This window comes from Vallicoccus soli (assembly GCF_003594885.1).
Lineage (GTDB): Bacteria > Actinomycetota > Actinomycetes > Motilibacterales > Motilibacteraceae > Vallicoccus > Vallicoccus soli.
The window spans coordinates 1,104,323-1,117,684 of record NZ_QZEZ01000001.1; the positions used below are offsets into that span (position 1 = coordinate 1,104,323).

At 75.1% G+C, this 13,362-nt stretch carries 11 protein-coding genes; 6 read left to right on the forward strand and 5 right to left on the reverse strand.

From position 1 onward, the window contains the following. Nucleotides 1-46 precede the first annotated feature (46 nt). The 4 genes from D5H78_RS05195 to D5H78_RS05210 form a co-directional block, all read right to left on the reverse strand. The gene (locus D5H78_RS05195; RefSeq protein WP_119949204.1) at nt 47-457 is read right to left on the reverse strand and encodes a TIGR03618 family F420-dependent PPOX class oxidoreductase; all 411 of its coding nucleotides are present in this window, start codon (nt 455-457) and stop codon (nt 47-49) included. Continuing rightward, the gene (locus D5H78_RS05200; RefSeq protein ID WP_119949205.1) at nt 457-1,623 is read right to left on the reverse strand and encodes an acyl-CoA dehydrogenase family protein; all 1,167 of its coding nucleotides are present in this window, start codon (nt 1,621-1,623) and stop codon (nt 457-459) included. The genes D5H78_RS05195 and D5H78_RS05200 overlap by 1 nt, the downstream gene beginning before the upstream one ends. A gap of 61 nt (nt 1,624-1,684) precedes the next feature. After that, nucleotides 1,685-3,103, reverse strand: coding sequence for an aspartate aminotransferase family protein (locus D5H78_RS05205; RefSeq protein ID WP_119949206.1), 1,419 nt, complete (start codon nt 3,101-3,103; stop codon nt 1,685-1,687). A 131-nt stretch (nt 3,104-3,234) separates the two neighbouring features. Continuing rightward, the gene (locus D5H78_RS05210) at nt 3,235-3,705 is read right to left on the reverse strand and encodes an Lrp/AsnC family transcriptional regulator (RefSeq protein WP_119949207.1); all 471 of its coding nucleotides are present in this window, start codon (nt 3,703-3,705) and stop codon (nt 3,235-3,237) included. 172 nt (nt 3,706-3,877) lie between these two features. On the opposite strand from D5H78_RS05210, the gene D5H78_RS05215 reads away from it, so the two are divergent. Both D5H78_RS05215 and D5H78_RS05220 read left to right on the forward strand, forming a co-directional pair. After that, nucleotides 3,878-5,323, forward strand: coding sequence for a gamma-aminobutyraldehyde dehydrogenase (locus D5H78_RS05215; protein WP_119949208.1), 1,446 nt, complete (start codon nt 3,878-3,880; stop codon nt 5,321-5,323). Next, nucleotides 5,320-6,924, forward strand: a complete 1,605-nt coding sequence (locus D5H78_RS05220; protein WP_119949209.1) for an amidohydrolase — start codon at nt 5,320-5,322, stop codon at nt 6,922-6,924. The genes D5H78_RS05215 and D5H78_RS05220 overlap by 4 nt, the downstream gene beginning before the upstream one ends. 9 nt (nt 6,925-6,933) lie before the next feature. Here D5H78_RS05220 and D5H78_RS05225 read toward each other — a convergent pair whose 3' ends face one another. After that, complete coding sequence (locus tag D5H78_RS05225; protein ID WP_218566249.1) at nt 6,934-8,637, reverse strand: PucR family transcriptional regulator; 1,704 nt, start codon at nt 8,635-8,637, stop codon at nt 6,934-6,936. Nucleotides 8,638-8,943: 306 nt separating this feature from the next. Here D5H78_RS05225 and D5H78_RS05230 point away from each other — a divergent pair, with 306 nt between their 5' ends. The 4 genes from D5H78_RS05230 to D5H78_RS05245 are packed head-to-tail and all read left to right on the forward strand — an operon-like array spanning nt 8,944 to nt 13,046. Beyond that, nucleotides 8,944-10,176 carry a polyamine ABC transporter substrate-binding protein gene (locus tag D5H78_RS05230; protein ID WP_119949210.1) on the forward strand — a complete coding sequence of 411 codons (1,233 nt, stop codon included), beginning with the start codon at nt 8,944-8,946 and terminating at the stop codon, nt 10,174-10,176. Beyond that, nucleotides 10,169-11,332, forward strand: coding sequence for an ABC transporter ATP-binding protein (locus D5H78_RS05235; protein WP_119949211.1), 1,164 nt, complete (start codon nt 10,169-10,171; stop codon nt 11,330-11,332). The genes D5H78_RS05230 and D5H78_RS05235 overlap by 8 nt, the downstream gene beginning before the upstream one ends. After that, a complete protein-coding gene (locus D5H78_RS05240) occupies nt 11,329-12,249 on the forward strand; it encodes an ABC transporter permease (RefSeq protein WP_218566250.1) in 921 nt (306 codons plus the stop codon). The genes D5H78_RS05235 and D5H78_RS05240 overlap by 4 nt, the downstream gene beginning before the upstream one ends. Beyond that, complete coding sequence (locus D5H78_RS05245) at nt 12,246-13,046, forward strand: ABC transporter permease (protein ID WP_119949212.1); 801 nt, start codon at nt 12,246-12,248, stop codon at nt 13,044-13,046. Before D5H78_RS05240 ends, D5H78_RS05245 begins: the two co-directional genes overlap by 4 nt. Nucleotides 13,047-13,362: the final 316 nt, after the last annotated feature.

The following is a 13,362-nucleotide window of genomic DNA, read 5'->3' on the forward strand; positions in this document are numbered from 1 at the left end:
CGGCCGGGCCACCCGGCACGGGCGCCCGCCGTCCCGCGGGGGACCCTCAGCCGCGGGGCGCGGGACGCTCGACGAGGCCCAGCACCCGGTCGACGGCGACCTCGAGCACGACGCGCTCGGGGTTCTCCCGCGGCGGCCGGTACCGCTCGGCGTAGCGCTGCACCGCGTCCTGCACGGACGCAGGGTCGTCGAGCACCCGCACCGGGCCCTCGAGGCTCAGCCAGCGCCAGCCGTCGACCTGGCACAGGACGGCCCGCCCGCCGGCCGCGGCGTTGCGCGCCTTGCGGGTGCCCCCGCCGGTGATGACCCGGGCGACCCGCGCCCTCTCGTCCCAGGTGAAGCCGACCGGCACCACGTGCGGCGTGCCGTCCGGGCGCAGCGTCGTGAGCGTGGCGAGGTGGCGCTCGGCGAGGAAGGCCAGCGCGGGCCCGGGCAGGGCCGCCGGGTCGAGGGCCATCAGCGGAACGCCCCGATGCCGGTGAGCGCCTGCCCGACGACGAGCTGGTGGACCTCGTGGGTCCCCTCGTACGTCAGCACGGTCTCCAGGTTCGCCATGTGCCGCATCACCGGGTGGTCGAGGGTGATCCCGGCGCCGCCGAGCAGCGCGCGGCAGGTGCGCGCGACCTCGAGCGCGGCGCGGACGTTGTTGAGCTTGCCGAGGCTGACCTGCTCGGGGCGCAGGACCCCCGCCTCGGCGATGCGGCCCAGGTGCACGGCGAGCAGCGCCGCGCCGGTGAGGGCGGCCGTCATGTCCGCGAGCTTCGCCTGGGTCAGCTGGAAGGCGGCGAGCGGCCGGCCGAACTGCCGGCGCTCCCCGGTGTAGCGCAGCGCCGTCTCGAGGCACTCCCGCCCGGCGCCCACCACGCCGGCGACGATGCCGAGCCGGGCCTGCACCAGGCACGAGAGCGGCGCCGACAGCCCGCGCGCCCCGGGCAGCCGCGCGTCGGCCGGCACCTGCACCCCGTCGAGGGACAGCTCGGCGGTCACGGACGCGCGCAGCGAGAGCTTGCGCGGCACCTCGCGGACGGTGAGCCCGGGGGCGCCGGCCGGCACGAGGAACCCCCGTACGCCGTCCTCGGTGCGGGCCCAGACGACGGCGACGTCGGCGACGGTGCCGTTGGTGATCCACATCTTCGTGCCGCTGAGCACCCAGTCGTCGCCGTCGCGCTCGGCGCGGGTGCGCATCGAGCCCGGGTCCGACCCGGCGTCGGGCTCGGTGAGACCGAAGCAGCCGAGGACCTCGCCGCGCGCCATCGGCGGCAGCCAGCGCTCGCGCTGCTCCTCGCTGCCGTAGGCGTGCACGGCGTGCATCGCCAGCGAGCCCTGCACCGACACCAGGCTGCGCACGCCCGAGTCGCCGGCCTCGAGCTCGGCGCAAGCCAGGCCGTACGCGACCGCGCCCAGCCCGGCGCAGCCGTACCCCTCGAGCTGCATGCCGAGCAGCCCGAGGGCGCCGGCCTCGCGGGCGAGCTCCCGGGCCGGGACCGTGCCGGCCTCCCACCAGCCCGCGACGTGCGGGCGCACCCGCGCGTCGACGAAGCGGCGGGTGCTGTCCCGGACGTCGCGCTCCTCGGGGGTGAGGAGGCGGTCGAGGTCGAGCAGGTCGAGGGGGCGGGCGCTCACGCGCGGATCCTGCCAGGCCGCGGGGCAGGGCGCGGGGCAGGGCGCGGGGCCGGGCGCCGGCTCAGAGGCGCGCCCACGCCTCGGTGAGGACCGAGCGCAGCACCTGCTCGATCTCGTCGAAGTGCGACTGGTCGCACACCAGCGGCGGCGCGAGCTGCACCACCGGGTCGCCGCGGTCGTCGGCGCGGCAGTAGAGCCCGGCGTCGAAGAGGGCCTTGGACAGGAACCCGCGCAGCAGCCGCTCGGACTCGTCGTCGTCGAACGTCTCCTTGGTGGCCTTGTCCTTGACCATCTCGATGCCGTAGAAGAAGCCGTCGCCGCGCACGTCGCCGACGATGGGCAGGTCGAGCAGCTTCTCCAGCGTCGCCCGGAACGCGCCCTCGGTGTCGAGCACGTGCTGGTTCAGGCCCTCGCGGTCGAAGATGTCGAGGTTGGCCATCGCCACCGCCGCGGAGACCGGGTGCCCGCCGAAGGTGTAGCCGTGGGCGAAGTAGCTCTGCCCGTGCAGGAACGGCTCCATGACTCGGTCGGAGGCGATCATCGCGCCGATGGGGGAGTAGCCGGACGTCATGCCCTTGGCGCAGGTCAGCAGGTCGGGGACGTAGCCGAACTTGTCGCAGGCGAACGTCGTCCCGAGCCGGCCGAAGGCGCAGATGACCTCGTCGCTGACGAGGAGCACGTCGTGGCGGTCGCAGATCTCGCGCACCCGCTGGAAGTAGCCGGGCGGCGGCGGGAAGCAGCCGCCGGAGTTCTGCACCGGCTCGAGGAACACGGCGGCGACGGTCTCCGGGCCCTCGAAGAGGATCGCCTCCTCGATGCGGTCCGCGGCCCAGCGCCCGAACGCCTCGAGGTCGTCCCCGTGCTCGGTCGCCCGGTAGAAGTTCGTGTTGGGCGCCTTGTGAGCGCCGGGCACGAGCGGCTCGAAGTACTTCTTCGCGTCGGGGATGCCGGTGATGGACAGCGCGCCCTGGGGGGTGCCGTGGTACGCCACCGCGCGGCTGATGACCTTGTGCTTCATCGGCTTGCCGGTGAGCTTGAAGTACTGCTTGGCGACCTTCCACGCGGTCTCGACGGCCTCGCCGCCGCCCGTGGTGAAGAAGACGCGGTTGAGGTCGCCCGGCGCGGCGGCGGCGAGCCGCTCGGCGAGCCGCACGGCCTGCGGGTGGGCGTAGGACCACAGCGGGAAGAAGCCGAGGTCGGTGGCCTGGCGGGCCGCGGCCTCGGCCAGCTCGCGCCGCCCGTGCCCGACCTGCACGACGAACAGCCCCGACAGCGCGTCGAGGTAGCGCTTGCCGCGCTCGTCGAACACGTACGGCCCCTCGCCGCGCACGATCACCGGGACCGCGCCGCCCTCCTCGTACGTCGAGTGGCGCGTGAAGTGCATCCAGAGGTGGCGGCGGGCGGCCTCGGAGAGCTCCGACGGCCCGCCGGGGTCGGTGCCGGTGGAGGTCGGGGTGACGATCTGCTCGGTCGCGGTCATGCGGTGTCCCGTGTCTGTGGTGGTGGGGCCCGGCTGCGGCTTCCGCAGCCCCGAGGGCTCTCAGGCAGCGTATCCAGTCGTCAGCGATCGGTCCAGCGACGCTTTCCGTCGTCCAGCGGGCCCGACGGGCGTCAGCGCGTCCCCCAGTCGTACTGCTGCTTGCGCAGGCGCAGGTAGACGAACGTCTCGGTGGTGCGGACCTGCGGCAGCGAGCGGATCCGCCGGGACAGCAGCTCGAGCAGGTGGTCGTCGTCCTCGCACACGACCTCGACGAGCAGGTCGAAGGACCCGGCGGTGATGACCACGTAGTCGACCTCGGGCATCGCGGCGATCTCGTCCGCGACGACCTCCATGTCCCCGTCGACGCGCAGCCCGATCATCGCCTGGCGGGTGAAGCCCACCTGGAGCGGGTCGGTGACGGCCACGACCTGCATGACGCCGCCCTCGAGGAGGCGCTGCACCCGCTGGCGCACGGCCGCCTCGGACAGCCCCACCGCCTTGCCGATCGCCGCGTACGGCCGCCGGCCGTCCTCCTGCAGCTGCTCGATGATCGCCTTCGACACGTCGTCGAGGGCCGGTCGCCTGCCCGCAGTCCCTGCCACCGCACGATGGTCGGGGAGCGGCGCCGCCGCGGGCAAGCGCGACAGGCGGATTCCGTCGTCACGATGCCGTCACGTCCCGGTTTCCGTCGTCCGGGCTCTCCGGGACCGCTTGATGCCGCGTCCGGGCGCACCTAGGCTGCGCGACGCCGCACCAGCCCGGACAGGAGACCCGATGAGCGACCAGCGCGTCCTGCGCAACTTCGTCGGCGGGGAGCACGTCGACCCCCGCGACGGCCGCACCTCCGACCTCGTCGACCCCTCGACGGGCGAGGTCTTCGCCACCGCCCCGGTCTCGGGCGCGGAGGACGTCGACGCGGCGTACGCCGCCGCCGCGAAGGCGTTCGAGGAGTGGGGGAGCACCACCCCCGCGGAGCGGCAGCGGGCCCTGCTGCGCATCGCCGACGCCGTCGAGGCGCGCGCCGAGGAGTTCGTCGAGGCCGAGAGCCTCAACACCGGCAAGCCGGTGGCGCTGACCCGCAGCGAGGAGGTGCCGCCGTCGGTGGACCAGCTGCGGTTCTTCGCCGGCGCCGCCCGGGTGCTCGAGGGCCGCTCCGCCGGGGAGTACATGGCCGGGCACACCTCCTGGGTGCGCCGCGAGCCGGTGGGCGTGGTCGGGCAGGTGACGCCGTGGAACTACCCGCTGATGATGGCGGTCTGGAAGATCGCGCCCGCGCTCGCGGCGGGCAACACGATCGTGCTCAAGCCGAGCGACACCACCCCGCTGAGCACGCTGCTGCTCGCGGAGGTCGCCGCCGAGCACCTGCCGCCGGGCGTCCTCAACGTCGTCTGCGGCGACCGGGCCACCGGGCGGCAGCTGGTCGAGCACCCGACCCCGCAGATGGTCGCGATCACCGGCTCGGTGCGCGCGGGCATGCAGGTCGCCGAGTCCGCCTCGCGCGACCTCAAGCGCGTGCACCTCGAGCTCGGCGGCAAGGCGCCCGTCGTGGTGTTCGACGACGCCGACGTCGAGGCCGCCGCCGCCGGCATCGCCGAGGCCGGCTACTTCAACGCCGGGCAGGACTGCACCGCGGCCACCCGCGTGCTCGCGGGCCCGGGGCTCTACGACGACTTCGTCGCCGCGCTCACCGAGCAGGCGAGGGCGACGACGACCACGTACGAGGGCGGGCGCACCGACGAGGACGCGTACGTCCCGCCGGTCAACAACGCCCTGCAGCTCGAGCGGGTCACCGGGTTCCTCGACCGCGCGCCCGAGCACGCCCAGGTGACCGCGGGCGGGCACCGCCTGGGCGACCGCGGCTTCTACGTCGAGCCGACCGTCGTCGCCGGGCTGCGCCAGGACGACGAGATGGTGCAGAACGAGGTCTTCGGGCCGGTCATCACCGTCCAGCGCTTCACCGACGAGGACGAGGCGGTCCGGTGGGCCAACGGCGTGCCGTACGGCCTGGCCTCCAGCGTCTGGACCAAGGACTTCGGCCGGGCGATGCGCATGAGCAAGCGGCTGGACTTCGGCTGCGTGTGGATCAACACGCACATCCCCATCGTCGCGGAGATGCCGCACGGCGGCTTCAAGCACTCGGGCTACGGCAAGGACCTCTCGCTCTACGGCCTCGAGGACTACACGCGCATCAAGCACGTCATGGCCAACATCGAGGCGTGAGCGGCACCCTCTTCCGCGGGGGCACCGTCCTCACGCTGGACCCGGCGGCGCCGCGGGCGCGGGCGCTCCTGGCGCGGGACGGGCGGGTGGTCGCCCTCGACGACGACGCGCTCGAGCTCGCCGGCGCCGCCGCGGAGGTCGACCTCGGCGGCGGCTGCCTGCTGCCGGCCTTCGCGGACGGGCACGCCCACCCGTCGCACGGGGGCGTCGAGCTGCTCGACGCCCCCCTGCGCGACTGCGGCTCGGTGGACGAGGTCGTCGCGGCGGTGCGCCGGCACGCGGCGCAGCACCCGGGCGCCGAGTGGGTGCTGGGGTCCTCGTACGACCCCGCGCTGGCCCCCGGCGGCCGGTTCGACGCGCGCTGGCTGGACGCCGCGGTGCCGGACCGGCCGGTCGCGCTCACCTCGGCCGACCACCACGTGCTGTGGGTGAACACGGCTGCGCTGCGCCGGGCCGGCGTCGACCGCGCGACGCCCGACCCGCCCGCCGCGCAGGTCCTGCGGCGCGAGGACGGCGAGCCGCTGGGGACGCTCGTGGAGTGGGGCGCCATGGACCTCGTCCGCGCCCACCTGCCCGAGCGGGGCGAGGACGACCTGCGCCGCGGCCTGCTCCGGGCCTGGCAGCTGCTCGCCGACGCGGGCGTCGCCTGGGTCCAGGACGCGCTGTGCGGCCCGGACGACGTGCAGCGCGCGCTCGCCCTGTCGCGCGCCGGCGCGCTGCCGGTGCGCACCGACCTGTGCCTGCGGGCCGAGCCGGGCACCTGGCAGCGCCAGCGGGCGGGGTTCCGGGCGGCCCGCGACGCCGCCGAGGGCGACCCGCAGGTGTCCGCGCGCACCGTGAAGCTCTTCGCCGACGGCGTGCTCGAGGCGGGCACCGCCGCGCTGCTCGAGCCCTACGCCGGCGGCGGGTGCTCGCACCACGGGATGCCGGTGTGGGAGCCGGACGAGCTCGCCGCCGCCGCCGAGGCCTTCGACGCCGACGGGTTCGGCCTGCACGTGCACGCGATCGGCGACGCCGCCGTGCGCAGTGCCCTCGACGCCGTGGAGGGGGTGCGGCGCGCCCGAGGGCGCACCGCGCGGCGGCCGGTCGTGGCGCACACCCAGCTGGTCGACGACGCGGACCTGCCGCGCTTCGCCGCCCTCGGCGTCGTCGCGAACTTCTCGCCGCTGTGGGCCTGCCTCGACGCCTGCCAGACCGACCTCACGCTGCCGCGGCTCGGTCCCGAGCGCGGCGGGCGGCAGTACCCGATGGCCTCCCTGCTGCGCACCGGTGCCGTGCTCTCCTTCGGCTCGGACTGGCCGGTGTCCTCGCTGCGCCCGCTCGACGGGGTCGGCGTCGCGGTGACCCGCCGCACGCCCGACGGCGGCGAGCCGCCGGGGGGCTGGGTTCCGCACGAGCGCCTCCCGGTCGCCGCGGCCCTGTCGGCGGCGGTCCAGGGGCCGGCGTACCAGGCGCACGAGGAGCACCTGCGCGGCACCTTCGCCCCCGGGCTGCGTGCGGACCTCGTGCACCTCGACGCCGACCCGACCCGGGTGGACGCCCAGGAGTGGCCGGGCATCGGCGTGCTGGGGACGTGGGTCGCCGGCCGGCGCACCGCCTGAGGGGACCCCTCAGCGGCGCACCGCGTCGAGGGCGAGCAGCGCGACGTGCAGCGAGAGGCACGACTCCACCCCGTCGAGGTCCACGCCGAGCACCTGCTCGACCTTGCGCAGCCGCTCGTAGAACGCCGGCCGGGACAGGTGGGCGGCCTCCGCCGCCGCGCTCTTGTTGCGCCCGTGGGCGAGGTACGTCCCCAGCGCCGCGACGAGCGCCGTGCCGTGCGCCTCGTCCCAGGCGAGCAGCGGGCCGAGCTCGCGCTCGACGTACGTCTGCAGCCGCGGGTCGTCGCGCAGCAGGTGCAGCAGGCCGCGGACGCGCACGTCCGGCAGCCGGTGGTACGCCCGTCCCGCCCCGCCACCCTGCGCCAGGGCGGCGTCGGCGACCTGGGCGGCCTCCTCGAGCGAGCGCCGGGCGTCGGTGACGGCCCCGACGGCGCAGCCGGCGGCGACCACCACCCCTCCGGCGTCCGGCCGGGCCCGTACGGCCGCCGCCAGCGCGGTGAGGACGTCGTCCTCGCGGTCGCGCGCGGACAGCGACAGGAGCATGCCGACCGCGTCGGGCACGCCCCGGGGCGCGGCCGCGTCGAGCGGCGCGGTCAGCGCGGGCACCCCGGCACCCCGCGCCGCGGCCGCGGCCTGCTCGGCGAGGTCGCGCAGCCGCTCCTGCACGTCGCGCGGAGCGGGGGAGCCGCCCGTGGGCGAGCCCGGTGGCGCCACGAGGCGCAGCACCACGCCGACGAGGCGCCGGCCCTCCAGCGGCACGCCGAGGGCCCGCGCCCGCAGGGCGACCTCGGCCCCGGGGGCGGCGTGGGCGAGCAGACCGGCGAGGAGCGTGCCGTGGGTGCGCCGCTCGAGCGACTCCTCGTCGCGGCGCACCAGCCGGTCCAGGGCCAGCGCCGAGGCGGCCCGCTCCAGGACGACCGCGAGGCGCGCCGGCGGCGGGCCGTCGCCCTCGAGGACGAGCACGAGGCGCCCCCAGTCCTGCCCGCGGGCGCCGACGGCCGTGACCAGCCACCCCTGCGCCGCGTCGTGCCCGGTCCGCCCGGCGTCGCCCGCGACGGCGGCGGCCGCCGCGCGCGAGCGCGCCTCCCACCGCTCGAGCAGCGCCTGCGGGTCCTGCCCCGCGGCGTCGTACGCGAGCACCCGGTGCGCCAGGTTCTCGAGCACGACGGGCGAGCCGGCCATGCGCGCCACCTCGCGCAGCACCTGCGCCGCGTCGGCCCCCTCCACGGACAGCTCGGTGAAGGTGCGGTGGACCTCGTCGGTCGCCCGCAGCTCGGCCACCTGCGCGTCGACGATGCGCCCGTGCACCGCCTCGGTGACCGCGACGAAGGGCGTGGGCCGGGTCAGCGCGACGAGCGGCAGCGCGCGGCGCTCGCACCGCCCGGTGAGGGCCTGCGGGAGCCGCTCCCAGCGGCGGCCGAGCTCGACCGCGAGCCCGGCCGCCCCGACGTCGGCGAGGGTGTCGACGTAGCGGGCGAGCCCCTCCTGGTCGTCCGGCAGGCCGAGGCCGGTGGTGAGGACCAGCTCGCCGCCGGACAGCTCGCGGGCGATGTCGGGCACCTCGGCGATGTGCACCCAGCGGACGGGGCGGTCCAGGGCGGCGCCCGCGGCGGCGACGCGCGCCCCCGCCCGGCGCAGCGGCCCGAGGGCGAGCACCTCGCCGAGGGTCGGCAGGACGTGCAGGACGCCCAGGGCGGGGCCCGGCACCGTCACGGGCGCGTCACGATCGGGGCTCAGGGTCGGCCACCTCCCACGGGCGGGGGCGCCCAGTGTGGCAGGGTGCGCGCGGGGCCGCGGAGTGCGCTCCGTCACGCTGGCGCACGGGGGCGTCGCGGACGGTGCGCCCGCTGGGCGGGTCAGGTTCCGGGCGTGTGGCGTTCCCGTTGCGGGACGGCCGCGACGCTGCGGAATCGCTTGTCCTGGCCCCGCACGGATGACACCATCGGCTCCCGTTCGGGCGCGGCACGACGGATGCCGCAGCCGGACCCGTACGCCGCACCACCGCCGGAGGAGCAGCCCATGCGCGACCCCCACGCCCGCCCGCAGCGCGGGCTGCCGCCCCTGCCGCCGGCCCTCGCCGGCCTGCCGCTGAGCCGCCGGCGCTTCCTGCGCGGCGCGGCCGCGGGCGGCGCGGCGCTGGCCGGCAGCGGCCTGCTCGCCGCCTGCGGCACCGAGGGGACGGCGGCGGCGCCGCAGGACCAGGCCGCCCAGGACCGGTCCGACACCGACAAGCGCCTGACGGTGTCCAACTGGCCGCTCTACATCGACGTCGACGAGGCGGACCCGTCGAAGCGCCCGACGCTCGAGGCGTTCACGGCGGAGACCGGCATCGAGGTCGACTACACCGAGGACGTCAACGACAACAACGAGTTCTTCGGCAAGGTCCGGCCCCAGCTCTCGGCGGGGCAGGACACCGGCCGCGACGTCGTCGTCCTGACGGACTGGATGGCCGGGCGGCTCATCCGCCTCAACTGGGTGCAGGAGCTGGACAAGGACAACCTGCCGCAGGTGACCGCGAACCTCCTCGGGGCCCTCGAGGACCCCGGCTTCGACCCGGGCCGGCGCTACTCGGTGCCGTGGCAGAGCGGGCTGACCGGCATCGCGTACAACGCGGCCCTCACCGGCGAGGTCCGCACCGTCGACGAGCTGCTGACCCGCCCCGACCTCAAGGGCAAGGTCACCGCGCTGTCCGAGATGCGCGACACGATGCTGCTGGTGCTGCGCAGCCTCGACAAGGACCCCACCGACTTCACCGACGACGACTTCGCCGAGGCCGTCGACAAGCTCCAGCGGGCCGTGGACTCCGGGCAGATCCGCCGGTTCACCGGCAACGAGTACGCGCAGGACCTCGCCGCGGGCAACATCGCCGCCTGCGTGGCCTGGTCCGGCGACGTCATCCAGCTGCAGCTGGAGAACCCCGACATCAAGTTCGTCGCCCCGGAGGAGGGGATGGCGCTCTTCAGCGACAACATGCTCGTGCCCAACCGCGCCCAGCACAAGAAGAACGCCGAGCGCTTCATGGACCACTACTACGACCCTGCGGTCGCCGCGCAGCTGGCCGCGTGGGTCAACTACATCTGCCCGGTCGAGGGCGCGCAGGCGGAGATGGAGAAGATCGACCCCGCCCTGGCGGAGAACCCGCTGATCTTCCCCACCCAGGAGCAGCTGTCCCAGGCGTACGTCTTCCGCAGCCTGTCCGAGGACGAGGAGCGCTCGTACGAGGACCAGTTCCAGAAGGTCATCGGTGCCTGAGGCGGCGGGCGCCCCCGGCGTCGACCTGCGCCTGGAGGGGGTCACCAAGCGGTTCGGCCCGTTCACCGCGGTCGACGACCTCTCCCTCGTCGTGCCGGCGGGCAGCTTCTTCGCGCTGCTGGGCCCGTCGGGCTGCGGCAAGACGACGACGCTGCGCATGGTCGCCGGGCTCGAGGTGCCGACCGAGGGGCGGGTGCTGCTCGGCGACCAGGACGTGACCCGGGCGCGGCCGTACAAGCGGCCCGTGAACACGGTCTTCCAGAGCTACGCGCTCTTCCCGCACCTCGACATCTTCGAGAACGTGGCCTTCGGCCTGCGGCGGCGCCGCGTCAAGGACGTCGGCCCGCAGGTGGAGCGCATGCTCGAGCTCGTCGAGCTGGCCGGGTACGGCCGGCGCAAGCCCGCGCAGCTCTCCGGCGGCCAGCAGCAGCGCGTCGCCCTCGCCCGCGCGCTCATCAACCACCCGCAGGTCCTCCTGCTCGACGAGCCGCTCGGCGCGCTCGACCTCAAGCTGCGCCGGCAGATGCAGCTGGAGGTCAAGCGGATCCAGACCGGCGTCGGGATCACGTTCGTCCACGTGACGCACGACCAGGAGGAGGCCATGACCATGGCCGACACCATCGCGGTCATGAACCAGGGCCGGGTGGAGCAGATGGGTCCGCCGGCCGAGCTCTACGAGAACCCCGCCACCACCTTCGTCGCGAACTTCCTCGGCCAGTCCAACCTCCTGCGCGGGCGCGTGACGGGGCGCAGCGGCGACGACGTCCTCGTCGAGGTCGGCGGGCACCGCCTCGCGGTGCCGGCGCGGCGGTGCGCCCAGGGGACCGACGCGCTCTGGCTGGGCGTACGGCCGGAGAAGGTGCACCTCGGGCGCGCCGGGGACGGCGCCGCGGCGGCGAACGCCCTGCCCGGCACGCTCGTCGACTCGAGCTTCACCGGGGTGAGCACGCAGCACGTGGTGCGCACGCCCTGGGGCCAGGACGTCGTGGTGTTCGCGCAGAACCTCGGGCGCGACGCCGGGGTGCGCCCGGGCGACGCGGTCGTGGTGAGCTGGGAGCCGCGGCACGGCTTCGCGCTCGACGCGGCGCAGGACGCCGCGGCGGGGGCGGACCTCGACGAGGACGCGGCCGCCCCGGTCGCGGCGCCGGTCGCGTGAGCGTCACCGGTCACCTGCCGCCGGCGGGCGCCCGGCTCACCGGGTCGCCGGCGCCGCCGCGCGGCAGCCGGGCGGGCCGGCGCTGGGTGCCGTACGCGCTGCTGCTCCCGGGCCTGGCCTGGCTCGCGGTCTTCTTCGTCGCGCCGACCGTGCAGCTCGTGGCGACCAGCCTGTACGACCCCTCGGGCTCCCTGGAGACCGGCTACCGCGCCGCCTTCGCGGTGGGCAACTACGCCTCGGCCCTCGCGGACTACGCCCCGCAGCTCGGGCGCTCCTTCCTCTACGCCGGCACGGCCACGGTCCTGGCGCTGCTGCTGGCGTACCCGCTCGCGTACACCCTCGCCTTCAAGGCCGGTCGCTGGCGCGGCGTGCTGCTCGTGCTCGTCATCGCGCCGTTCTTCACGAGCTTCCTGCTGCGCACCCTCGCCTGGACCACGGTCCTGGCGGACAACGGCTGGGTCGTCGACGTGCTGCGCGCGCTGGGGGTGGTGCCGGAGGGCGGGCGGCTGCTCGCGACGCCCGTCGCGGTCGTGACCGGCCTGACCTACAACTTCCTGCCGTTCATGGTGCTGCCGCTCTACGCCTCGCTCGAGCGCCTGGACCACCGCCTCGTCGAGGCGGCCGGCGACCTGTACGCGGGCGCGTGGACCGCGTTCCGGAAGGTCACCTTCCCGCTGTCGCTGCCGGGCGTGGTCGCGGGCACGCTGCTGACGTTCATCCCGGCGGCGGGGGACTACATCAACGCCGAGCTCCTCGGGACGCCGAACCAGTACATGCTCGGCAACGTCATCGACAGCTCGTTCCTCGTCCGGCTGGACTACCCGGAGGCGGCCGCCCTGTCCTGCGTCCTCATGGTCAGCATCGTCGTGCTCGTCAGCCTGTACGTGCGCCGCGCCGGCACCGAGGAGCTGGTGTGAGCGGGCTGCGCCGCTGGGCGGGGGACCACCTCGTCCAGGTGGCCGCCGGGCTGGTGCTGCTCTACATGTGCCTGCCCGTGCTCGTGGTCGTCGCGCTGTCGTTCAACGAGCCGCGGGGCCGGCTGAGCTACGTGTTCGGCGGCTTCACCCTCGACAACTGGCTCGATCCCTGCGCGGCGCCGGGCATGTGCGCCGCGCTGGGCACGAGCCTGCGGATCGCGTTCCTGGCGACCGTCGTGAGCACGCTGCTCGGCACGCTCATGGCCTTCGCGCTGGGCCGGCACCGCTTCCGCGGGCGCGGCTCCACGAACCTGCTGGTGTTCCTGCCCATGGCGACCCCCGAGGTGGTCATGGGGTCCTCGCTGCTGACGCTGTTCGTCGCGGCCGGGGCGCAGCCGGGCTTCTGGACGATCCTCATCGCCCACGTCATGTTCTGCGTCAGCTTCGTCGTCGTGACCGTCAAGGCACGGGTCGCGGGGCTGGACCCGCGGATCGAGCAGGCGGCCATGGACCTGTACGCCACCGAGTGGCAGACCTTCGTCCGGGTCACGCTCCCGCTCGTGGCGCCGGGCATCGCCGCCGCCGCGATGCTCGCCTTCTCGCTGTCGTTCGACGACTTCATCGTCACGAACTTCAACTCCGGGCGGACCGTGACCTTCCCGCTGTACGTCTGGGGCGCCGCCCAGCGCGGCATCCCGGTGCAGGTCAACGTGGTCGGGGCGGCCATGTTCCTCATCGCCCTGCTGCTCGTGGTGGGCGGGCAGGTGGCGTCGCGGCGCCGGCACGCCACCCGCTGACCCCCGGTTTGACTCCGGCGGGACAGGTGCGTATGGTTCTTCCTCGTGCCCAGGACGGGAGGCACGGACACCGGGAGGTGGCCGGTCCCGCCGGGCAGCCCCCGCAACACCCTCTTCACCGCCCCTCGCCAGGGGCGGGACGACGGTCGCGCGGGGGGCTCCCCGAGGGGGACGGCGGGTTTGGATCCCGCCTGAGACCCGGGTAGCATGGAGGAACCGCCGCAGGGAAGACCCGAGAGGGTTCGATCTGTGGGCGCCGGGTGGTTGAGAACTCAACAGCGTGCCATGTACATCAATGCCAATTGTTGTTTTTTTT

Bases quoted from the DNA above. Each gene is read 5' to 3' on its own strand.
- D5H78_RS05195 (WP_119949204.1), bottom strand. From the start codon at position 457: ATGGCCCTCGACCCGGCGGCCCTGCCCGGGCCCGCGCTGGCCTTCCTC.
- D5H78_RS05205 (WP_119949206.1), bottom strand. From the start codon at position 3,103: ATGACCGCGACCGAGCAGATCGTCACCCCGACCTCCACCGGCACCGAC.
- D5H78_RS05215 (WP_119949208.1), top strand. From the start codon at position 3,878: ATGAGCGACCAGCGCGTCCTGCGCAACTTCGTCGGCGGGGAGCACGTC.
- D5H78_RS05230 (WP_119949210.1), top strand. From the start codon at position 8,944: ATGCGCGACCCCCACGCCCGCCCGCAGCGCGGGCTGCCGCCCCTGCCG.